This window comes from Hyphomonas atlantica corrig. (assembly GCF_017795365.1).
GTDB classification, from domain to species: domain Bacteria; phylum Pseudomonadota; class Alphaproteobacteria; order Caulobacterales; family Hyphomonadaceae; genus Hyphomonas; species Hyphomonas atlantica.
In genome coordinates this window covers 71201-91556 of sequence record NZ_CP051254.1, presented here as the reverse complement: position 1 = coordinate 91556, position 20356 = coordinate 71201, and the positions used below count along the sequence as shown (strand labels likewise).

Annotated in this window: 22 protein-coding genes; 13 read left to right on the top strand and 9 right to left on the bottom strand. The window is 59.3% G+C overall.

Going from position 1 to position 20356, the window contains the following annotated elements:
* Positions 1-60: 60 nt before the first annotated feature.
* The 5 genes from hppD to HF931_RS00445 are packed head-to-tail and all read left to right on the top strand — an operon-like array spanning position 61 to position 4106.
* Positions 61-1158: a 4-hydroxyphenylpyruvate dioxygenase gene (gene hppD, locus HF931_RS00465; RefSeq protein ID WP_273241405.1), complete on the top strand. Its 1098-nt coding sequence runs from the start codon at positions 61-63 to the stop codon at positions 1156-1158.
* The gene (locus tag HF931_RS00460; protein WP_273241403.1) at positions 1158-1709 is read left to right on the top strand and encodes a VOC family protein; all 552 of its coding nucleotides are present in this window, start codon (positions 1158-1160) and stop codon (positions 1707-1709) included. Before hppD ends, HF931_RS00460 begins: the two co-directional genes overlap by 1 nt.
* A gap of 3 nt (positions 1710-1712) precedes the next feature.
* A complete protein-coding gene (locus tag HF931_RS00455; protein ID WP_273241401.1) occupies positions 1713-2723 on the top strand; it encodes a fumarylacetoacetate hydrolase family protein in 1011 nt (336 codons plus the stop codon).
* A 46-nt stretch (positions 2724-2769) separates the two neighbouring features.
* On the top strand, positions 2770-3477 hold the full coding sequence (locus tag HF931_RS00450) for a CoA transferase subunit A (RefSeq protein ID WP_206992323.1): 708 nt from the start codon (positions 2770-2772) through the stop codon (positions 3475-3477).
* Positions 3477-4106: a 3-oxoacid CoA-transferase subunit B gene (locus HF931_RS00445; RefSeq protein WP_273241398.1), complete on the top strand. Its 630-nt coding sequence runs from the start codon at positions 3477-3479 to the stop codon at positions 4104-4106. The genes HF931_RS00450 and HF931_RS00445 overlap by 1 nt, the downstream gene beginning before the upstream one ends.
* Positions 4107-4114: 8 nt before the next feature.
* On the opposite strand, the gene HF931_RS00440 is transcribed toward HF931_RS00445, so the two are convergent.
* The gene (locus tag HF931_RS00440; RefSeq protein ID WP_273241396.1) at positions 4115-4945 is read right to left on the bottom strand and encodes a DUF1206 domain-containing protein; all 831 of its coding nucleotides are present in this window, start codon (positions 4943-4945) and stop codon (positions 4115-4117) included.
* A gap of 126 nt (positions 4946-5071) precedes the next feature.
* On the opposite strand from HF931_RS00440, the gene HF931_RS00435 reads away from it, so the two are divergent.
* The gene (locus tag HF931_RS00435; protein ID WP_273241394.1) at positions 5072-6265 is read left to right on the top strand and encodes an amino acid aminotransferase; all 1194 of its coding nucleotides are present in this window, start codon (positions 5072-5074) and stop codon (positions 6263-6265) included.
* Here HF931_RS00435 and HF931_RS00430 read toward each other — a convergent pair.
* Together HF931_RS00430 and HF931_RS00425 are read right to left on the bottom strand one after the other, a co-directional pair.
* On the bottom strand, positions 6262-7185 hold the full coding sequence (locus HF931_RS00430) for a thioesterase family protein (RefSeq protein WP_273241392.1): 924 nt from the start codon (positions 7183-7185) through the stop codon (positions 6262-6264). The two genes, HF931_RS00435 and HF931_RS00430, sit on opposite strands and share 4 nt — an antisense overlap.
* On the bottom strand, positions 7182-7661 hold the full coding sequence (locus HF931_RS00425; protein WP_035550894.1) for a transcriptional repressor: 480 nt from the start codon (positions 7659-7661) through the stop codon (positions 7182-7184). Before HF931_RS00425 ends, HF931_RS00430 begins: the two co-directional genes overlap by 4 nt.
* Positions 7662-7790: 129 nt before the next feature.
* Here HF931_RS00425 and HF931_RS00420 point away from each other — a divergent pair, with 129 nt between their 5' ends.
* Both HF931_RS00420 and HF931_RS00415 read left to right on the top strand, forming a co-directional pair.
* Entirely contained in the window at positions 7791-8180 is a 390-nt protein-coding gene (locus HF931_RS00420; protein WP_051602624.1) for a MarR family transcriptional regulator, read from the top strand.
* Between the two features lie 23 nt (positions 8181-8203).
* Positions 8204-9052 carry a C40 family peptidase gene (locus tag HF931_RS00415; RefSeq protein ID WP_035550895.1) on the top strand — a complete coding sequence of 283 codons (849 nt, stop codon included), beginning with the start codon at positions 8204-8206 and terminating at the stop codon, positions 9050-9052.
* A 14-nt stretch (positions 9053-9066) separates the two neighbouring features.
* On the opposite strand, the gene HF931_RS00410 is transcribed toward HF931_RS00415, so the two are convergent.
* The gene (locus HF931_RS00410; RefSeq protein ID WP_051602625.1) at positions 9067-9942 is read right to left on the bottom strand and encodes a c-type cytochrome; all 876 of its coding nucleotides are present in this window, start codon (positions 9940-9942) and stop codon (positions 9067-9069) included.
* Positions 9943-10103: 161 nt separating this feature from the next.
* On the opposite strand from HF931_RS00410, the gene HF931_RS00405 reads away from it, so the two are divergent.
* Complete coding sequence (locus HF931_RS00405; RefSeq protein ID WP_035550898.1) at positions 10104-10940, top strand: prephenate dehydratase; 837 nt, start codon at positions 10104-10106, stop codon at positions 10938-10940.
* Here HF931_RS00405 and HF931_RS00400 read toward each other — a convergent pair.
* Entirely contained in the window at positions 10937-11830 is an 894-nt protein-coding gene (locus HF931_RS00400) for a LysR family transcriptional regulator (RefSeq protein ID WP_035550900.1), read from the bottom strand. The genes HF931_RS00405 and HF931_RS00400 overlap by 4 nt on opposite strands.
* A gap of 183 nt (positions 11831-12013) precedes the next feature.
* Here HF931_RS00400 and HF931_RS00395 point away from each other — a divergent pair, with 183 nt between their 5' ends.
* Both HF931_RS00395 and HF931_RS00390 read left to right on the top strand, forming a co-directional pair.
* Entirely contained in the window at positions 12014-12517 is a 504-nt protein-coding gene (locus tag HF931_RS00395) for a hypothetical protein (protein WP_273241388.1), read from the top strand.
* Between the two features lie 76 nt (positions 12518-12593).
* Positions 12594-13004 (top strand): YHS domain-containing (seleno)protein, encoded by a 411-nt coding sequence (locus HF931_RS00390; protein ID WP_345906732.1) that lies wholly within the window; start codon positions 12594-12596, stop codon positions 13002-13004.
* 382 nt (positions 13005-13386) lie between these two features.
* On the opposite strand, the gene HF931_RS00385 is transcribed toward HF931_RS00390, so the two are convergent.
* A complete protein-coding gene (locus tag HF931_RS00385) occupies positions 13387-13659 on the bottom strand; it encodes a hypothetical protein (protein ID WP_273012543.1) in 273 nt (90 codons plus the stop codon).
* Positions 13660-13766: 107 nt separating this feature from the next.
* Positions 13767-14681 (bottom strand): NAD(+) diphosphatase, encoded by a 915-nt coding sequence (gene nudC, locus HF931_RS00380; RefSeq protein ID WP_273012545.1) that lies wholly within the window; start codon positions 14679-14681, stop codon positions 13767-13769.
* A 159-nt stretch (positions 14682-14840) separates the two neighbouring features.
* Here nudC and typA point away from each other — a divergent pair, with 159 nt between their 5' ends.
* Complete coding sequence (typA, locus tag HF931_RS00375) at positions 14841-16673, top strand: translational GTPase TypA (protein ID WP_035550901.1); 1833 nt, start codon at positions 14841-14843, stop codon at positions 16671-16673.
* Positions 16674-16753: 80 nt separating this feature from the next.
* Complete coding sequence (locus HF931_RS00370) at positions 16754-16939, top strand: hypothetical protein (protein WP_273012548.1); 186 nt, start codon at positions 16754-16756, stop codon at positions 16937-16939.
* Positions 16940-16950: 11 nt separating this feature from the next.
* Here HF931_RS00370 and HF931_RS00365 read toward each other — a convergent pair whose 3' ends face one another.
* Positions 16951-18024, bottom strand: coding sequence for an acyltransferase family protein (locus HF931_RS00365; RefSeq protein WP_273241385.1), 1074 nt, complete (start codon positions 18022-18024; stop codon positions 16951-16953).
* Between the two features lie 163 nt (positions 18025-18187).
* Positions 18188-20278, bottom strand: coding sequence for an alpha/beta hydrolase family protein (locus HF931_RS00360; RefSeq protein WP_273241383.1), 2091 nt, complete (start codon positions 20276-20278; stop codon positions 18188-18190).
* Positions 20279-20356: the final 78 nt, after the last annotated feature.

Here is a 20356-nt window from a genome sequence, read left to right as displayed (position 1 = left end):
TCAATTAGTTACATATGAAACTAATGGCATTCATCCCGATATCACGATTGGAGCGCGCTTATGGCAGACCTGTTTGAGAACCCCGCCGGCCTTGACGGATTTGAGTTCATTGAGTTCTCCGCACCGGAAAAAGGCATGCTGGAGCCGGTATTCGAGATGATCGGCTTCACCAGGATTGCCCGTCACCGCACGAAGGATGTTGAGCTGTGGCGTCAGGGTGGCATCAACCTGATCACCAATTACGAACCGCGCTCTGCCGCTTGGTATTTCGCGCGAGAGCATGGCCCGTCCGCTTGTGGCATGGGCTTTCGTGTGCGCGATGCCCGCAAAGCCTACCAGCATCTTCTGGCGCAGGGCGGCGAGCCCGTGAACGTCAATACCGGGCCCAGCGAGCTGCACATTCCGGGCATTCGTGGCATCGGCAATTCCATCATCTACCTGATCGACCGCTATGGCGACGATCTGGACATCTATGACATCGACTTTGAATACCTGCCGGGCGTGGACAAGCACCCCGAAGGCGCTGGCTTCAAGCTGATCGATCACCTGACGCACAATGTTTATGGCGGGCGGATGAAGTATTGGGCGGACTTCTACGAGAAGCTCTTCAACTTCCAGGAAATCCGCTATTTCGACATCAAGGGCGAGTATACCGGCCTGACCTCCAAGGCGCTGACGGCGCCGGACGGAAAGATCCGCATTCCGCTGAACGAGGAAGGCGACGGCGGCAAGGGCCAGATCGAGGAATTCCTGCGCGAGTACAATGGCGAGGGCATCCAGCACATCGCGCTGATCTGTGATGATCTCTATGCCTGCTATGACCGTCTGAAAGAGCGGGGTGTACCCTTCATGACCGCGCCGCCAGCGACGTATTACGAAATGCTGGATGAGCGCCTGCCATGGCATGGCGAAGACGTTGAGGGCCTGAAGGCCCGCGGCCTGTTGCTGGACGGCACGACCGAGGGCGGCGAACCGCGCCTGCTGATGCAGATCTTTGCGCAAGCGCAGATCGGCCCTGTCTTCTTCGAATTCATCCAGCGCAAAGGCGATTACAAGGACGGCTTTGGCGAAGGCAATTTCAAGGCCTTGTTCGAAAGCATGGAACGTGACCAAATCCAGCGAGGTGCATTGAAGGTCGAGGAAAAGGAGGACGCGTAATGACTGCTCCCGCCCCCCTGAAAGGCGTTCACCACGTTGCCTATCGCTGCAAGGATGCGAAGGAGACGGTGGAGTTCTATCGCGATGCGCTGGGCATGGATTTCCAGCTGGCCATCGCCGAGGACAAAGTGCCGTCGACCGGCGCGCATGACCCGTACATGCATGTCTTCCTGGATGCCGGAAATGGCAACGTGCTCGCCTTCTTCGAGCTACCGACCCAGCCGGATATGGACCGTGATCGGAACACACCGCAATGGGTGCAGCATATCGCGTTCCGCGTCGGCTCTCTGGACGAGCTGATGGAAACCAAGGCACACCTTGAAGGCATGGGGCTCGACGTGCTGGGCCCGACGCATCATGGTATCTTCAAGTCGATCTATTTCTTCGATCCGAACGGCCACCGTATCGAACTGGCTGCTGACATTGGCACGCCGGAACAGATGAAGCAGCTGAAAGACGTTGCCCAGCCCATGATCGACGAATGGAGCGCGACAAAGAAAGCGCCGAGGCATGCGGCTTGGCTACACGAAAAAATCGCAGACGAAAGCTGAACCATGAAACTCGCTACACTGAAGAATGGCGCCCGTGATGGCCGCCTTGTTGTCGTTTCGAAGGATCTGACTCGCTACACGGATGCGGCCGGCATTGCGCCGACGCTGCAGGTGGCGCTCGACAAATGGGACGTCTACGCCCCGAAACTGCAACAGCTGGCCGAGCAGGTGGAGCTTGGCTCTGTGCCGACCGCACGCTTCCACGAGCATGATTGCGAAAGCCCGCTGCCGCGTGCCTATCAGTGGGCAGACGGGTCGGCCTATATCAACCATGTCGAACTGGTGCGCAAGGCGCGCGGCGCCGAAGTGCCGGAAAGCTTTTATGATGATCCGCTGATGTATCAGGGCGGCTCTGATGCCTTTCTGGGCCCGCGCGATGCGATTCCGCTGGGTGACATGGCATGGGGCTGTGACATGGAAGGGGAGATTGCGGTCATCACCGATGACGTGCCGATGGGCGTCTCTGAGGCCGATGCCGCCGGTCACATCAAGCTGGTCATGCTGTGCAATGACGTGTCCCTGCGCGGGCTGATCCCCGGTGAACTGGCCAAGGGCTTCGGCTTCTTCCAGTCCAAGCCACCGAGCGCGTTCTCGCCGGTTGCCGTGACGCCGGACGAACTGGGCGACGCATGGAAAGACAGCCTCGTGCACCTGCCGCTGCGCGTGGACTATAATGGCGAGCCTTTCGGCCGCGCCGAGGCCGCAGAAGACGCCACGTTCAGCTTGGCGCGGCTCGTCTCGCACGCGGCGAAGACACGGCCCCTGACGGCTGGCACGGTGATCGGTTCCGGTACGGTGTCCAACAAGGGCGCCGATGGTGACCCCGGAAAACCTGTCAGCGAGGGTGGTCTCGGCTATTCCTGCATCGCCGAAATCCGCATGATCGAGAAGATCGCCACCGGCGACTTCAAGACACCCTTCATGTCCCCCGGCGATACGGTTCGGATCGAGATGTTCGACAAATCGGGCCATTCGATCTTCGGAGCGATTGAACAAACCGTCAAGCAGGTCTAGAACGTCTGCTGCACCGCAGCATGACCTAAGGGGAGGCCCGCACTTCATGGCGAGCAAGATATACAAAACGGCCGCAGACGCGCTGGATGGCGTATTGTTTGACGGCATGACGATTGCCGCTGGAGGCTTCGGCCTGTGCGGTATTCCGGAACTGTCCATTGCAGCGATCCGGGACGCTGGAACCAAGGATCTGACGGTCTATTCCAACAATGCCGGCGTGGACGATTTCGGCCTCGGCCTTCTGTTGCAGACAAAGCAGATCAAGAAAATGTGCTCGTCCTATGTGGGCGAGAATGATCTGTTCATGCAGCAATATCTTTCTGGCGAACTGGAGCTGGAGTTCAACCCGCAGGGCACGTTGGCAGAGCGCATGCGCGCCGGTGGCGCCGGCATTCCGGGCTTCTACACAAAGACCGGTGTTGGCACGCTGGTGGCCGAAGGCAAGGAAGAGAAGGTCTTCAATGGTGAGACCTATATCCTGGAAGAGGGGATCTTCGCAGACCTCGCCATCGTGAAAGCCTGGAAGGCCGACACGACGGGCAATGCGATCTTCCGCAAGACGGCCCGCAACTTCAATCTGCCCGCCGCGACGTGTGGCAAGATCTGCGTCATGGAAGTCGAAGAGATCGTCGAGCCGGGCGAATTGGACCCTGACGCGATCCACCTGCCGGGCATCTACGTGCACCGCCTGGTGCAGGGCGAGTTCGAAAAGCGAATTGAACAGCGGACTGTCCGCAAGAAGGAGAGTGCCTGATGCCCTGGGATCGCGATCAGATGGCGGCGCGGGCCGCGCAGGAACTTGAAGACGGCATGTATGTGAATCTCGGCATCGGCATTCCGACGCTGGTGGCAAACCACATTCCGGAGGGTGTGAACGTCACGCTGCAATCCGAGAACGGCATGCTGGGCATGGGGCCGTTCCCGTTCGAGGGTGATGAAGATGCCGATTTGATCAATGCCGGCAAGCAGACGATTACGGAGCTTCCGCAATCTGTCTACTTCGACAGCGCGACCAGCTTTGGCATGATCCGGGGTGGCAAGATTGCGATGGCGATCCTTGGCGCGATGGAAGTGGCCGAGAATGGCGATCTGGCAAACTGGATGATCCCAGGAAAGCTCGTCAAAGGCATGGGCGGCGCGATGGACCTTGTTGCCGGAGTGGGCCGGGTTGTCGTGGTGACCGACCACGCCAACAAGCGTGGCGAGTCCAAGGTGCTGAAAGAATGCACACTTCCGCTGACAGGGCTGGGCGTGATCGACCGGATCATTACCGACCTCTGCGTGATGGATGTGGTTGAAGGTGGTCTGAAAATCGTCGAACTCGCGCCCGGCGTGACGTTGGATGAAGTGAAATCCAAGACCGAAGCAACACTCGTCGAATAATGCGGCGCTTAGCTGGTGGGTGAGGCGAGCGTCTTGAGCGTGTCGCCTGCCAGCCGCGGCACGATGCGATAGCGCGCCATCACGAAGCAATAGACGGCAAATCCCGCCAGTCCTGCTCCGGCCAAGCCGAGCAGGATGCGCCCAAAGGCTTGGGTTTCCAATATGCGAAGCGCTTCGCCGAGCCCGGCCGCACGTTCCGGGTTGGCCGAAATGCCTGCCCACAGGATCAGTCCTCCGACGATGAGCAGGACGAAGCCGTGCGCAGCGAGGCCGAAGCGCACTGCGGGCTCCAGCTTCGGCGCCATCCCCTTGCGGACAATGTCTTTCCGATAAGCGGCCTTCCAGGATTTGATGAAGAGGTAGATGGCGACGCTAAGCGTGGTGATACCGGCAGCGATCACAATGAGGCGTCCTGCGGGATGCTGCATCAGCGTGGCGCTCCAATTCTCGGCCGAGGAATCTCCGCCACTTGCCTGCGCGCCTTTCATGAGGATGATGATCGCCGAGATGCCGAGTGCGGCATGGGTCAGGCCAGACATGATCTGTCCGGCGCGATTGGCGTAACCTTCCAGATCGTCGCCTTCATTCTCAAGGTCGAGCACACCATCCACAAGCCGCCAGAGCGTGTAGGCGAAAAGCCCGGCCGCCGTGACCCCCAACAGGATAGATCCCAATGGCTGGCGGATCAGGAAATTCAGCGCGCCAGACGTGCCTTCGGCCTCGCCGCCATTCAGCGCCGCAAAGAATGCCAGGCCGCCAACGATCAGGTAGACCACACCGCGCGCGCCATAGCCTGCGCGCATCAGCCATTCGATCGCTGTATTGGCATGGTCAGTCATTCCGGTCCTTTCCGCGTCTGACAATAAAAGCCGCTGCGCGACAATCGGTTCCCGTTGAGGCGGTTGCCGTAACGTCGGCAAATGCATAGGGTCCGCCGCGACTTCCCAGAAGAACGGACCTCCGACATGTCACAATTCTCGACCCTGACCCCGATGCCCGCAGACGCGCTGCTGGGCCTGATGGCTGCTTATCGCGAAGATATGCGCGCGGAAAAATTCGACCTTGGTGTCGGTGTCTACAAGAATGACAAGGGCGAAACGCCGGTCATGTCTGCGGTCGCCAAGGCCGAAGCGCTGATCCTCGAATCCCAGACCACCAAAGTGTACGAAGGCCCGCGCGGCAATCCGGACTATTGCGCTGCCATTGAGGCCTTTGTGTTCGGGGAGGGCGCACCCGCCATTACAGAAGGGCGCACATTGTCCTTCACCGCGCCGGGCGGCTGTGGCGCGCTTTTCCTCGGTACGGGCCTGATGAGCCGTATGGGCGTCAAAACCGTCTGGGTGTCGAACCCGACCTGGCCAAACCATCCGAATGTCGTGCGCTTCATGGGCCTTGATGTGGCGGAATATCCCTATGCCGATCCGGAAACGGGTGAGCTGGACCTTGCGGCCATGATGGCCGGAATCGACAAGGCTGAGCGCGGCGACGGCATCATTATTCAGGGGCCTTGCCACAACCCGACCGGCATCGACCTGACGGTGGATGACTGGAAAGCCGTTGGCGAACTGGTGAAGAAAAAGGGCCTGATCGCGATGTTGGACGTTGCCTATCACGGCTTCGCCAAAGGGCTGGATGAGGACGTGAAGGGCGTGCGCGCCTTCATCGATGCGGCCGGCGAGGCGCTGATCTCCTATTCCTGTTCAAAGAATTTCGGGCTCTATCGTGAGCGTGCCGGGTGTTTCCTCGCGGTGGGAGAAACGGCTGACGGGATCGCAGCCGCGTCGACGCATGTGGCGGCGCTCGCCCGGGCCAGCTATTCCATGCCGCCGGCACATGGCGCGGCCATCGTGGCCACTATCCTGAACAATGCTGAACTGCGCGCAGAGTGGGAAGCCGAGCTGACCCAGATGCGCGAGCGGATGATTTCCCTGCGCAAGGCGCTTGCGGACGTGCTGGTCGAGAAGACCGGGTCCAACCGCCTCGGCGCAGTGGCAAACCAGAACGGCATGTTCAGCCAGTTGCCCTTGTCCAAGGACGGGATTACGGCGATGCGCGAAAAGAGCGGCCTTTACATGCCGAACTCCGGACGGATCAATATTGCAGGCCTGAACCTGAACGACATTCCGACCATCGCGGACATCATCGCCAGCGAAGCCTAGATTGCCAGCCCCGGTGCGGCCATCTCGCTTAGCTCCCGGATCATTTCCGGCGGAGCAGGGATGGCCTTGCGGGCGTCAAGGTCCAGCGTGATCGCCGTTGCCTGCATGGTGGCCCAAGGCTTTCCGTTGGCGGGATTCATCATCCAGTGAATCAGGTTGTGCGTCTTGCCCTGCGCTCCGCCGAATGATGTGTAGAGTTCGTACAGATCCCCGGCCACGGGCATGTCATGATACCGCAGCCGGTATTCCAGAACGGCAGCGCCCATGCGCAAATCCCCGGCGGACTCGGCAACTTTCTTGCGCCAATTGTAAAGGATGTTCGGAACCGAATCCGATGTGCGGCCCAGCATCCAATAGGGATACATGTGGCCATGCACGTCGAGATGCTGAGGTGGCACAGCGCCGCGCCCGGCCAATGGTGCGCCGACCTGCTTTACGCGGTCCAGCGTGATCTCACTGTGAGGCAGTCCGGGGGCTGACATATCGATTGAGCGCGGTGCGGATTCTTCTGGCGCGGTATCTGTAACGTCGGGAATGGCCTGCCGCGTTCGGGAACTCCACGGGAAGGGTTTGCGCATGGTCGTGTCGACATGCAGCACACGTGTTCGCATGCAGGCGGCCAGGCTGCCATCGCCGTGGCGCAGTTCCTGGTAGATCAGCGCGTCATCTTCGCCGGCTTCCAGAACGCAGCCATTCATGGTCAGCGGCCTGCCGGGCAGAACTTCCCGCACGAAGCGTATGTGCTGGTCTACCGGAATAATGGTCGACGGTGAATTCGCCCGGAAGGCGTGCGGCATGCCAAGGCTGGGCGCAAATGCCGCGAGCCCTTCCACCTGCTTCTCGACATAGACGCGCACGTTCATGTGCCCCATCTCGTCGCAATCCCACTGATTGCAGCTCCCCCTCCACAATGTGATCATGCAGCGCAATCCCGGCAGGTGCCGCGAACTTCGATCACGGCGCGCGTCATGGTGAAGCCGGCCGCTTCGGTTTCGGCGCGCAGGGCCTTGTTGGTCGAGGTTGCGTGCAGCTCTTCTGCGGCGTTGCAGGAATTGCAGATCAGGAACACGGCCGAATGATTGTGGCTGGCATGGCCACAGGCCACATAGGCGTTCAGGCTTTCGATCTTGTGTGCGAGACCGGTTTCCTGAAGGAAATCAAGCGCGCGGTAGATGGTTGGCGGTTTGGCAGAGCCTTCTCCATCCAGATTGTCCAGCAAATCATACGCTTTCGCCGGTTCCGGGCTTTCCAGGAGCAGCCGGAGCACCTTGCGGCGAATTCGCGTCATTTTCAGTCCGCGACGCGCAACCAGCGTCTCTGCTTCGTTCAGGAAAGCGTCCACATCCTGCGGGCTGCAGGGCGTATTCGCATGAAGAGGTGTGTCTGCGTGGGCCATGGCCGCAATGTCGTGTGTTTTGCCCTGAATGTGAAGGCCTCTGTCGTCAGCTTTCCCCGAGAACGCCTCTAGACGGAGTCTGCAAATCACCTGAGATTCTCCGCAAAGGCGAACAACAAGGAAAATGAAATGGCATTGTCGGAGCGTGAAGGACTGGAATTGTGGCGACGCGCTGTAACGGCGTCTGTCCGGTCTGATGCGCCGGACCTGACAGCGCGTCAGCAGGCCATTCTGATGACGATCGCGCTGACGCCCGGCCCGCATACGGTGCGAGGGCTCGCTGAGCATCTCAACATTGCCAAGCCAGCCGTTACCCGGGCGCTGGACGCCCTGTCGCGTCTGGACTTCATCCGCCGCATCAAGGACGACACCGATCTCCGCAACATCTTTATTGAGCGCACACCGGCCGGTATGGCGTATTTGCGGACATTCTCTGGCCTTGTTCTTGCGGCAGCATCTGGCAAGGATGATCAGCAAATGGCGCCGAAGCATCGCGGGAACACAAATGCTGCTGCCTGACGCGCCCGTATTCGGGAACAGGCATGCCGACATTTGACGACAAGAGACTGAAGCGACCCGACGGCGAAGCAACAGCTTATCAGGTGACTGCAGGCGTGGTCGCCGTACGCCAGGCACCTCAGCCGGATGCCCGATTGGAAACGCAGGCCCTGCATGGGGAAATCGTCGACGTGTTCCGCGAGGAAGGCGAGTTTGGCTATGCGCAGTGTCGCCGCGACCGATATTGCGGATGGGTGCTTATGGAGGCGCTGTCTGCACCGACCTTGCCAGTTACCCACAAGATTATCTCGCCGCGCACGCATTGCTATAGCGAGCCCGATCTCAAATCGGCCCCGCACTTCCTGTTGAGCCAGGGCGCACGGCTGTGTGTCAGCGGGACGGAAGGGGATTGGCTCCATTCCGATCGCGGTGGATGGGTGCACAAGCGCCATGTGGCTCCTGTCGGAGCCCTTCAAGATGATCCGGTGGCGGAAGCCGAGCGATTTCTTGGCGCGCCTTACTTATGGGGCGGACGCGAAAGCCTCGGGATTGATTGCACGGGACTGACCCAGCAGGCCTTCGAGGCCGTGGGAATCATGCTGCCGCGTGACAGCGACATGCAATATGAATGGAGCGGGCAGGGCATCCCCGACTGGCGCGCGCCAAATGCCCTGCGGCGCGGTGATCTGTTCTTCTGGAAAGGCCATGTCGGGATCATGACCGATAGCGAGCATTTGCTGCATGCCAATGCGTGGCACATGGCCGTGGCGGTCGAGCCGCTGGAATCTGCCGTGACTCGTATCGCAAACTATTACGCCGAGCCCATTGGGGCCCGGCGCATAGACGTTTCTGCTGAAAGACGGCGCCAGCCTGACTGGTTGTCCAGCCAGTAGCGCAGAAGACGGTCTTATTCGTCTTCTTCTTCAGTCTCTGTCGGTGCAATTTCTTCAAAAGCGTCTTCAGCTGTCTCGGTTGCTGCATCAGCGCTTTCTTCGACGGCCTCGGCAACTTCATCAGGAATGGTGACGGTTTCGCCAACATCGCCGTCATTCGGGCCGGTGCCATCAACGGAGTCAACCGTTTCAACTTCGCCCGTCGCAAGCGTCGGGTTATCCATGTCGTCCACACCGTCTACGGGCAGAGCGGCGTCTACGGCATCGCCTTCAGCCGTCTCTTCGCCCTCAGCCGGAAGCGGCTCGGGGAAGGCAGGAGGGTTGTCGGTGTAAGAGGCCAGATAGGCGATCACGTTGATGCGGTCGTCATCGCGGCGCAGGCCAGCGAACGACATTGTTGTGCCGCGGGCGTAGCCGGCTGGATTGTAGAGCCACTCATTGAGCGCCTCATAGGTCCATTCTCCGTCCATGCCGGAAAGGGCAGCGGAGTAGGCAAAACCATCATGGTGGGCTTTTTCAGCGCCGACCGTGTTGTAGAGGTTCGGGCCGGTGCCGTTGGCGCCGCCCTGGTCGATGGTGTGGCAGGTGGTGCACTTGCCTTTGAAGGTGCGTTCGCCGCGGGCAACGTCAGCATTTGCGAGCAGCAGGCCGAGGTCGAATACCTCTTCCTCTTCGCCGCCGGAGCCGCCTGCATCAGCAACTTCGACACAATATGCAAATTGCTCACACATTTTTTCTGACATCGAGGCCGGTTCGGCGTGCTCTTCGCCGTGATGGCCGCCATCGCTTCCATGGCTGAACACGATGCTGGATAGCGTCTGCAGGGCGAAGACTCCGAGTGCCGTCGCAATCAGCGCACCGAAAATCTTGTTGAGACCGAGTTCTCCCATGGAGGTATTCCTTCGAATCTGTCTGGTCATACGTCTTGGCGCGGGCTTATTGGCACGCTAACGGGAAGCAGACAATATAAAGGGTGTGCGTCATAGGGGCTTCCCCCTTTCGTCGCGGCGATCCGACGCACATTAAATCCACGAAAAGGGGCCTCCAACCCATGACCGGCAAAATCGCGTACCAGGGTGAACCTGGCGCAAACTCTCACATCGCTTGCAATGATGCCTATCCGGATCTCGAACCGTTGCCATGCCGCACGTTCGAGGACTGTTTTGCTGCTGTGGAGCGCGGTGAGGCCGAACTGGCGATGATTCCGGTCGAAAACACGATTGCTGGCCGTGTGGGCGACATCCACTACCTGCTGCCCAACACCGAGTTGCAGATTGTCGCCGAATATTACCTGCCGATCCGGTTTCAGCTGATGGCCCTGAAGGGCACGAAACTGGAGGCTGTGAAAAAGGCCCGCTCCCACATCATGGGGCTTGGCCAGTGCCGCAATTTCCTGCGCGCGCACGGCATTGATTCGGTCACAGCAGCGGATACCGCTGGCGCCGCGCGAGAAGTTGCCGAGCTTGGTGATCCATCTATTGCGGCCATTGCGCCAAGACTTGCGGCAGAGGTGTATGGGCTCGAAATCCTCGCCGAGGACATTGAAGACGCTGCCCACAACACCACCCGCTTCATCATCATGTCGAAGGAGCATTCCGACATCGAAGCGCAGGATGGCCCCGCCAAGACGGCGTTCATGTTCGAGGTCCGCAACATTCCAGCTGCGCTCTACAAGGTGATGGGTGGGTTCGCGACGAACGGCATCAACATGACCAAGCTGGAAAGCTATATGGTTGGCGGCTCATTCACGGCGACGCTGTTCTATGCAGAGATCGAGGGTCATCCGGACGAGCGGCATGTGCAACTTGCGCTCGAAGAGCTGGGCTTTTTCTCGCAATCGCTGAAAATCCTGGGCGTGTTCCCGAGCACCGAACACATCGCCGATTAGCACTGGTCGATTGCGTCCTTGAGAATATCGGTCACATGATCGGCGAAGAGCTTCGTCTTTCCGCGCAAGCGACCGGCGGTCCAGACGCAGTTGATGGGCAGACGATCCAGTTCCCAGTCCGGCAGGATCGGCACAAGCTGACCGTCATTGACGCAGTCCGCGACGAGCCAGTTCGGCGCCAGCAGGATACCGAGCCCCGCTTGTGCCGCTTGTAGCAGATTGTCGCCGCCTGACGCCGCGAATGGCCCATCGACGCGAACCGTGACGGATTCCTCGCCCCGCCTGAGGGTCCAGTCGGAGTAGAGGCCTTTTCTGAACAGAACCGCATCATGCTGTTCCAGATCGGACGGTGTCTGCGGTGTACCGCGTTTTGCGAGATAATCAGGCGAGGCCCAGAGTGAGCGGGGAGACTCGGCCAGTTTCCGCATCATCAGGCGCGAGTCCCGCAGGTGGCCAAAGCGAAACGCCAGATCGATGGCTTCCTCCACCAGATCCGTCAGGGCGTCGTCGGAGATAATGTCGAACCGGATACGCGGATATTTTTCGAGAAAGGGCGGAATGGCTGGCAGGATGATCCGGCGGGCAAATGAGTTCGAACAGGAAATTCGCAGCAATCCGACGGGTTCATGCTGAAGGCCGCGTGCCTCGGCTTCGGCGGCTTCGTAATCAGAGATCAGTTCGATCGCGCGGCGGTAGAAGCGCTCTCCGGCTTCGGTCAGGCTGAGCGCGCGCGTGGTGCGCTGGAACAGCGTAACGTCCAGCTGCGCTTCCAGGTCCTGGATGCGGCGCGAGACGGTTGGTTGCCCAACTCCGAGCGCTGTGGCGGCTTTGGAGAAATTGCCCGCTTCAGCTACGCGAACGAACAGGCGCATTGCGTCGATACGGTCCATCTGACCCCTCCCGGCATGACAGAACCCTATTTAGGGACGCCCATCGAGATTCGCGAGGGCAGGGCGAAAATTCACGAAATTTCGTGCGCCTGCTCACATAAAAGTGGGCAGGGCTCACACCCCATTGTTTTGAAAGAGAGCAGGAAGCGTGGGACAACCTCCGCCTCAAAGGGAGGACGCACAATGTCTGGTTTGGTCAAAAAATACGCGCCGGTCGCCTACGCATTAATTGCGGGCGCCGTGTTTCTGGACAGTCTGCGCTTCAAATTCACAAATGCGCCGGAAACGCAGGTCATTTTCGGTAAGCTGGATGAATGGGCCGCAAGTTTCGGCGCGAGCGGGCTTTTCACGCAGACAGGCCTGTTCAGCCAGTATGTGATCGGGACTGCCGAACTGGTGGCGTCGGTCTTGTTGCTGGTCGGAGTTGTGCCGGCGCTTCGCCGGCTTCAGACGCTTGGGGCATTGATTGCCGTTGCCGTCATGACCGGGGCCGTCAGTTTCCATCTGTTTACGCCGCTGGGCATTGATCCGAACAATGATGGCGGCGGCTTGTTCGCAATGGCCGTCACTGTCTGGCTGGCCTCGATTGCCTATCTCGTTTTTCATCGCAAGACGCTCATCTCGATCGTGACCGGTATTGGCCGGGCCATACTGCCCGGCCTTTCGGCTGGATCCGAAGCGGCGTGATAGCCAAATGCACTACAGGAGGTTTTCCATGAAACTACGTGCCATGATCATCGCGGCCGCAGTCGCAGGCGCGCCAATGCTGGTGACTGCTCCGGCAGCTTATGCCGAACCGCCAATCTATACTGGCGTGTTCTCAAATACCGCACTTCAGGGCCATGACCCTGTCGCCTATTTCACCGAAGGAAAGCCGGTGAAGGGGCGGGATGAATTCACGACGGATTATATGGGCGCACAGTTCAAGTTTGCCAGCGCTGCCAACCGGGATGCGTTCCTGGCAGATCCTGAAGCCTACGCGCCTCAGTATGGCGGGTATTGTGCCTGGGCGATGGCAGATGGAAAGCACGCCAAGGGAGATGCGCGATATTGGAAGATTGTCGATGGCAAGCTCTATCTGAACTACAACAAGAACATCCAGAAAAAGTGGGACGCGGATATTCCGGGCTTTATCGAAAAGGCCAATTCAGAGTGGGCGGCGATTAATGAATGAGGCCGCGCGCCTCATTGGTTAATCTGGTGTCGGTTGATACCGATGGCCAGTCGGCAAATGGGATAGCCGCCAAGCCTCGGGATTTGCAGGCATTTTCCGACTTCCCCGGGAGTCGCCTGAGGCGCGGGAGAAAAACGCCCGGTAAACGCGGTGCGAAAAGAAATGCCACAATAATCCGGTAGGCTGTGCTCAGGATCTTCGGGGGAACAGACCGACTCGAGATCAGTTCAGTCTGCGCAATCCGGAGGGCACTCGATGCCGTTTGCCGCCGGTCTGCCAGCGCCCCCGCATCCAGGCGATGCGGGGGTTTTTCATGCGCTGTAGTTAGGCATTAAAAAACGGGCGGAGGGCCCGCCCGTTCCTGACACTGATGGCCGCAAGCCTATTTCTTCTTTGCGGTCGTCTTCTTCGCTGCCGGCTTGGCCGCTTTCGCTGCTTTGGCAGCTGGCTTTTTGGCGGCTGCTGCAGCCTTCGGGGCGGTAGCCTTTTTTGCGGCTGGTTTCACCGCGGCCTTCTTTGCTGCAGGCTTCGCAGTCTTCTTTGCAGCGGGTTTGGCAACAGTCTTCGGGGCGGCCTTTTTCGCCGTGGCCTTCTTTACTGCGGCCTTCTTGGGTTCAGCCTTTTTCGCTGGTTTCTTCAAGGTTGTCGTTGCCATGTCGGGTCTCCTGTAAATGGCAACTTTCAGACTAGATTGATTCGAGGAAAATCAACTCCAGTTTTGTGGAGCTCAGTGAGGGGATAGTCGGAGGTCAGATGAGCGTGTCAGCCGCGCGCAGCCCAGGTCTTCAGCAAGTGATGCGCGATGGCCATCGGGGGCGGGCAGAAGAGGCGCGGATGCGTTCCGGCGAGCATCTGTTTCACATCGTCCCGGCTGATCCATTCCGCCGATTCCAGTTCGGACGGGTCGATGGTGATTTCCTCGGAGTCTGCTTCCAGAATGAGGCCGACCATGAGGGATGAGGGAAATGGCCAAGGCTGGCAGGCAACGTATTCGGCGCTTGCGGGGTCACAGACGATGCCGGCTTCCTCTTCCAGTTCGCGCGCAGCAGCCTGTTCGATGGTTTCGCCAGGTTCGCAGAAGCCTGCCAGGCTCGAAACAAAGCCAGCGGGCCAGTTTGCCTGTCGTCCGACCAGGCATTTTTCGCCTTTCACCGCCAGCATGATGGCAACCGGATCTGTGCGTGGGAAATGTTCGGTGCCGCAGGCCGGGCATTCGCGTTTCCAGCCGCCTTCGACAATGGCCGTGCCGGCACCGCATTTCGCGCAGAAGCCGTGCGAGCCATGCCACAGGAAGATGCTGCGCGCCGTGGAGGCGCAATTTGCCTCCAGCGGGCTCATGCGACCAGCGGCAGCCCGAAACTCGATGAATTCGCCTGCGCCAGCGATGAGGGAGCTTTCCAGATCGAATTTGGACGGCAAATTCACCGCAAAAATCGGCGTTCCGTTCTTGTCTTCACCGAGGAAAATGCGCGGGGACCCCGGTGAGACCTGCTCGATTTCCGGCCCCATCCAGACCAGACCGCCATCCTTTGCGGCGAACGGGTCGCCATTGCGCAGCAGCAATACCAGCACATCATCGCGTTTGAAGGCCGTATCGAGCCAGGCATCATCCTTGCGGTGATGGGCGGCGCGGTCGATGGGATTGGCGGCAAGGGGCATGTCATTGGAATTGGTCATGGAGGGTCCTCACTTTGCCGAGCTGACTTGCCGTCTGATGGTCCGTTTGTAAATGCGGTGCGCCGCGGCAGGGGGTGCCTGACAACAAAGCATAGCCATTTGCGGCGGGCCCGTGTATGTGCGCGGCAAAACAGCCTCCCTCCCGAAAGCATATCCTTCATGTCCACGCCTATCGAGAAAATGCGCAACATCGCGATTATTGCCCACGTTGACCACGGCAAGACCACGCTCGTCGATGAATTGCTGAAGCAATCCGGCACGTTCCGCGAGAACGAAAAGACCGCCGAACGCATGATGGATTCCAACGATCTGGAAAAAGAGCGCGGAATCACGATTCTCGCCAAGACGACTTCGGTTGAGTGGAAAGACTACCGCATCAATATCGTGGATACGCCCGGACACGCTGATTTCGGCGGCGAGGTGGAGCGGATCCTGGACATGGTGGACGGTGCCATCGTGCTGGTTGATGCCGCTGAAGGACCGATGCCGCAGACGAAATTCGTTGTGTCCAAGGCGCTGAAGGTTGGCCTGCGTCCCATCGTGGCTGTCAACAAGATCGACAAGCCTGAGCGTCGCCCGGATGAAGTGATCAATGAAGTGTTCGACCTGTTTGCGAACCTGGACGCGACCGACGAGCAACTCGATTTCCCGATTCTTTACGGTTCAGCCAAGCAGGGCTGGATGAGCACGGATTACGAGAACCCGACCGACAGCATGGATTCGCTGTTCGAAATGGTGGTCAATCACGTGCCGGTGCCAAAGGTGGAAGAGGGGCCGTTCCGCTTCCTCGCGACGACAATCTCGTCTGACCCGTTCCTTGGCCGCATTCTGACGGGCCGTATTGCCTCTGGCTCTGTGAAGCCGAACCAGGCAATCAAGATCCTCAATCGCGATGGCGAACTGGTGGAGCAGTGCCGTGTTTCGAAGGTTCTGGCTTTCCGCGGCCTTGAGCGCGTGCCGGTGGAAGAAGGCAATGCGGGTGACATCGTATCGCTTGCCGGAACAACGAAAGCGAACGTGGCCGACACGTTCTGTGATCCGTCAGTCAGTGAGCCGATGGCCGCCCAGCCGATTGACCCGCCGACCATCTCCATGACGTTCCGTGTGAACGATTCACCGCTGGCGGGCACTGAAGGTTCGAAAGTCACCAGCCGGATGATCTGGGATCGCCTGCTGAAAGAAGCCGAAGGTAACGTCGCGCTGAAAGTGGAACGCGCAACGGACGCCGAAGCCTTTACCGTTTCTGGCCGCGGCGAACTGCAGCTGGCGGTTCTGATCGAAACCATGCGCCGCGAGGGCTTCGAGCTTGGCGTGTCGCGTCCGCAGGTCGTGATGCAGGAAGGCCCCAATGGCGAGCGCCTTGAGCCGATTGAGGAAGTCGTGATCGACGTGGACGACGAGCATTCCGGCGCCGTCGTTCAGAAACTGTCTGAGCGCAAGGCCGAGATGCTGGACATGCGTCCATCCGGCGTGGGGCGTACACGCATGATCTTCCATGCGCCAACGCGCGGCCTGATCGGATATCAGGGCGAGTTGTTGTCTGATACGCGCGGTACGGCCATCATGAACCGCGTGTTCCACGACTACCAGCCGCACAAGGGCAAGATCCAGGGCCGTCACACCGGCGTGCTGATCGCCATGGACCAGGGCGAAGCGGTGGCATTCGCGCTCTGGAACCTCGAAGATCGTGGCCCGATGATGATCCATCCGGGCGACAAGGTGTATGGCGGCATGATCATTGGCGAGCACAATCGCGACAATGATCTGGAAGTGAACGTACTGAAGGGCAAGAAACTCTCCAACGTGCGGGCCTCCGGTACAGATGATGCCGTGCGCCTGACACCGCCTCTGCAAATGACGCTTGAGAAGTCACTGGCCTATATCTCTGACGACGAATTGGTCGAGGTGACGCCGGAGAATATCCGCCTGCGCAAGGTTCATCTCGACCCGCACGAGCGCAAGCGCGCCGCCAAGGCAAACGCGGACGCCTGATCGGCGCCGGCCGCACCCGGGAACCGCCAAGACATCCTGACGTTGTGTCTCCAGTTGCAAGAACAGCACTGGAGCGCACAATGTCGTCCTTCGGACTCTATCTTATCGGTTTCCTGATCCTGATTTCGGGTCTGGCCTATGCAGCCTACCTGATCGGTGCACCGCCCGTCTGGATCGGGGTTGGCGCCATCATCCTGATTGGTTTCGGGATCATCACGGGCGTCGCAAGAACTCGTCAGCGGGATGAAACCGCGGCCAGTGACTAGCAGGCGCCCGCCTACGTACCGGGCTGGCTGGGAATCTGCACTTGCCGGACGGATTTCGGCGGCTTGTTGGACAAGCGCAAAGTACGGCGCAGCCAAGTGTTCGACGGCGTTTCGAAATACCGGAAGCTGAGATAAGCGAGCACTGTTGTGAGTGGTATGATCACCACGAACATCAGTGCGGTCGCTACCCAATCATTCCCGGTAATATTGAAAGCCGCCACGCCCACTAGCGAGATGAGCAGGGGGTGGATCAGAAAGATACCGTAGCTGATTTGCCCACCGACTGAGACCATCTTGTTTTTGAGGGACTGACGGAACAGGTCCTGACCCGCGCAGGCGAAGACAAGCAACGCGCTCGGCGGCGCATAGGTCGCGATTTTGCCCCACCCCTCCCAATCGAGCTTCATTGCAAGTGCGAACCCTGCAAGTCCGATCAGAACGAAAGGCCACATGGGGGTGCTTCGTACGAAGTCTTGAACATGGCTCTGACGCAGTATCAGGCCGATGATGCACCCCATTGCAAACTCCACCAGAATGGGGTCGCCATAGAATTCGCGATACGCACCATTTGGCAAAAGATGCGCGCCTGCGATGACGCCAAGCGTCATCAAGATAGCGCTTGGAACCTGATATTGTTCGGGAACGAACAGCGTGAGCGAGAACAGTAGATAGAAGAGCATTATATAGCCCAGCGTCCATCCCACAAACAGGATCGGCTGGATGTCAGCCCCAAGATCGTAATGCGGCAGGAAGAGATAACCGCTTATGATGGATGACAGGCTGGTGTCCGCATCCTGGAACAGCCACGGTTTCAGGAGTGCCATGCCCAGAGCCAATGTAGTGGCAGTCCAATAGAGCGGGACGATGCGCACCGTCCGCTTAAGCATGAAGTTCATGGGGGTGTCGTGCGGCTGGGTGATGTAGACAAGGATAAAGCCGCTGATTGCCAGGAACAGGTGGAAGCCGGGCGCGGCAGAGAAGGCGAGGTGTACGGTATCAGAATGAGCGTGCACGAACTCCCGTATGTGGAAGATCAAGATAGCGAAACACGACAATGTCCTGAGCAGGTTAATGCTGTTGAGCATGACCAGCCCCTCCAAAACCAATTGCGTGTCCACAACGCAAGACGGGGGCCAATTAGAGGAGGTGGCCGGGCGCAACTCCCTGTTCTGTAAATATGTGTGCAGAACAGGTTAGATCGAACGACAGTGCCCGGAGGCCGGGCACTGTCTGAAACATGGTGTGAATCTATTCGCCTGTGTCAGAATCGGATTCCGTCTTGGCTGGATCATATTTGGCAAACCAGCCCATGATATTGTCCGTTTTGGCAATCAGGCGGCTTGGTCGGCCCGCGATGTAATGCGGTGAGCCCGGCACGCGGATAAGAGCCGTTTCCACGTCATTCATCTTGAGCGCCGTGTAGAATTGCTCCGCCTCCCAGGTCGGGGTGCGCCAGTCTTCCTCGCCCACCATGACGAGCGTCGGTGTAACGATCTTGTCGACATAGGAGATCGGCGACAATTTCAGAAAGGCTTCCGGATTCGTCCACGGATCTTCGCGAATCCAGTGCCGGCGAACATATTGGGAGATGTCGCTGGCCATCGCCATTGTCATCCAGTTGATCACCGGCTTGACCGAGGCCGCCGCAGCGAACTTGTCTGTCTTCGTGACGATCCACGCGGTCAGGATTCCGCCGCCGGAGCCACCGGTCACGAACAGGCGGTCAGGGTCTGCATAATTGCGCGTCACCAAATCATCGACGACGCTCATCAGGTCATCATAATCGTACCCCGGATAGGCGCGATCGATGGCTTGTGCAAAGTTTTCTCCGTACCCTGTAGATCCGCGAGGGTTCACATAAACGGTGACATAGCCCTCTGCAGCGTAGCGCTGGATCTCGCTGGCAAAGAACGGGCCATACATCGAGAACGGGCCACCATGAATTTCCAGGATCAGCGGGAAGCTGCCATCCGCCTTGAAGTCTGGCGGCAGGGCGACCCAGGCTTCGATTTCAAGACCGTCATGACTGGAGGCGACCTTGATCTCTTCAATCGGGGACATGTCCAGATAAGGAAGAACGTCCGCGTTGAGGTCCGTCAGGATACGGTTGTCGCGGCTGTCTGAGCGGATAGTGCCGACCTCAGCGGGACGGTCTGCGAAGCCGGCCGTATAGGCAATCTGTTCGCGGCGTCCATTCTTCGCCAAGGAGAAGCTGCCGCCGGCATAAGGCCGACCGATGGCAGTGCCGCCGATATTTGTGACCGTCTGTGTCATGCGGCCCTGCAAATCCACCTCGTTCAGCGTCAGCACGCCGTGATCCTCAAACAGGACGAACAGGCTCTTGCCATCCGGGGCCCAACGAACCTGATCCGGCGAACCGGTAAAGTCTGGCGCAAGCTCCCGCACATTCGAGCCATCGGCATCCATCAGGTAGAGCTTGTTCTGCTGATAGGATTTCAGCTCATCATCATAGCCGAGAAAGGCGATGACCTTCCCATCGGGAGATGGGAGCGCAGAATGATCGGGGCCATCCCGGCTTGTTAGCGGCGTAACGGACAAATCTGAAAGTTCGATTGCATAAATCTCGCTTTCGACCGGGTCCATGTCGCGATCATCGGCGAGATTGCCCGAGACGGTCAGCGTATCATTGTCCTGCCAGGCTGCGCCGCCCATGTCGGCTTCGCCCTTGGTAACCTGGCGCGGAGAGCCGCCTTCAGCGGGCAGAACGAACACCTGGTCTGAGCCATCCTCGAGATACCCCTGGCCATCAAACCGGAACGTCAGATCGTCGATCACTTTCACCGGCTCTGACCATTTTGCCCCTTCGGGCTGTTTGGGCGCGGTCGCGAAGCCGGGCTTTTCGCCAGGCACGAACATCGAGAAGGCGATATTCTTCCCATCGGGTGACCAGGTGGCGCCAGACGGCGCTTCTTCGAACTGGGCCAGTGAATAGGAGAGCCCGGTGTCCATATAGACGATCTTCAGCGCTGGCTTGCCATTCTCGGAGGTCGAGAAGAGGAGGCGCGTGCCGTCCGGCGACCAGCGGGGCGCGCCTGCGCTGCCATTCGCGCCGAGCAGGGGGCGCTGTGTGCCGGTTTCCACATCAATCGCCCAGAGATGCCCTGTGTCGCGGTCGGTCATCCGGTCCATGCTGTGGCGTACATAGACGATGGTGCGCCCATCTGGCGAAATCTGCGGGTCGGTGGCGTATTCCATGTCGAAGACGCGCTCAGCGGTGAAACGCTTGCTCTTGTCTGCTGCGTCAGAATCGGCGAAAGCAGGCGATACGGCCATAAGCGCCGCGACGCTGGCGGCGGTGGCGATACGGTGAAATTTCACGGGGCAGTCCTCCATCATCCCTGAAGGCAAGGAGGCTAACACGGGTTTTGAGCGCCGGGTAAGTGGTTTGGGTGTCGC

Bases quoted from the DNA above. Each gene is read 5' to 3' on its own strand.
- hppD (WP_273241405.1), top strand. From the start codon at position 61: ATGGCAGACCTGTTTGAGAACCCCGCCGGCCTTGACGGATTTGAGTTC.
- HF931_RS00460 (WP_273241403.1), top strand. From the start codon at position 1,158: ATGACTGCTCCCGCCCCCCTGAAAGGCGTTCACCACGTTGCCTATCGC.
- HF931_RS00455 (WP_273241401.1), top strand. From the start codon at position 1,713: ATGAAACTCGCTACACTGAAGAATGGCGCCCGTGATGGCCGCCTTGTT.
- HF931_RS00450 (WP_206992323.1), top strand. From the start codon at position 2,770: ATGGCGAGCAAGATATACAAAACGGCCGCAGACGCGCTGGATGGCGTA.
- HF931_RS00445 (WP_273241398.1), top strand. From the start codon at position 3,477: ATGCCCTGGGATCGCGATCAGATGGCGGCGCGGGCCGCGCAGGAACTT.
- HF931_RS00440 (WP_273241396.1), bottom strand. From the start codon at position 4,945: ATGACTGACCATGCCAATACAGCGATCGAATGGCTGATGCGCGCAGGC.
- HF931_RS00435 (WP_273241394.1), top strand. From the start codon at position 5,072: ATGTCACAATTCTCGACCCTGACCCCGATGCCCGCAGACGCGCTGCTG.
- HF931_RS00430 (WP_273241392.1), bottom strand. From the start codon at position 7,185: ATGATCACATTGTGGAGGGGGAGCTGCAATCAGTGGGATTGCGACGAG.
- HF931_RS00425 (WP_035550894.1), bottom strand. From the start codon at position 7,661: ATGGCCCACGCAGACACACCTCTTCATGCGAATACGCCCTGCAGCCCG.
- HF931_RS00420 (WP_051602624.1), top strand. From the start codon at position 7,791: ATGGCATTGTCGGAGCGTGAAGGACTGGAATTGTGGCGACGCGCTGTA.
- HF931_RS00415 (WP_035550895.1), top strand. From the start codon at position 8,204: ATGCCGACATTTGACGACAAGAGACTGAAGCGACCCGACGGCGAAGCA.
- HF931_RS00410 (WP_051602625.1), bottom strand. From the start codon at position 9,942: ATGGGAGAACTCGGTCTCAACAAGATTTTCGGTGCGCTGATTGCGACG.
- HF931_RS00405 (WP_035550898.1), top strand. From the start codon at position 10,104: ATGACCGGCAAAATCGCGTACCAGGGTGAACCTGGCGCAAACTCTCAC.
- HF931_RS00400 (WP_035550900.1), bottom strand. From the start codon at position 11,830: ATGGACCGTATCGACGCAATGCGCCTGTTCGTTCGCGTAGCTGAAGCG.
- HF931_RS00395 (WP_273241388.1), top strand. From the start codon at position 12,014: ATGTCTGGTTTGGTCAAAAAATACGCGCCGGTCGCCTACGCATTAATT.
- HF931_RS00390 (WP_345906732.1), top strand. From the start codon at position 12,594: ATGCTGGTGACTGCTCCGGCAGCTTATGCCGAACCGCCAATCTATACT.
- HF931_RS00385 (WP_273012543.1), bottom strand. From the start codon at position 13,659: ATGGCAACGACAACCTTGAAGAAACCAGCGAAAAAGGCTGAACCCAAG.
- nudC (WP_273012545.1), bottom strand. From the start codon at position 14,681: ATGACCAATTCCAATGACATGCCCCTTGCCGCCAATCCCATCGACCGC.
- typA (WP_035550901.1), top strand. From the start codon at position 14,841: ATGTCCACGCCTATCGAGAAAATGCGCAACATCGCGATTATTGCCCAC.
- HF931_RS00370 (WP_273012548.1), top strand. From the start codon at position 16,754: ATGTCGTCCTTCGGACTCTATCTTATCGGTTTCCTGATCCTGATTTCG.
- HF931_RS00365 (WP_273241385.1), bottom strand. From the start codon at position 18,024: ATGCTCAACAGCATTAACCTGCTCAGGACATTGTCGTGTTTCGCTATC.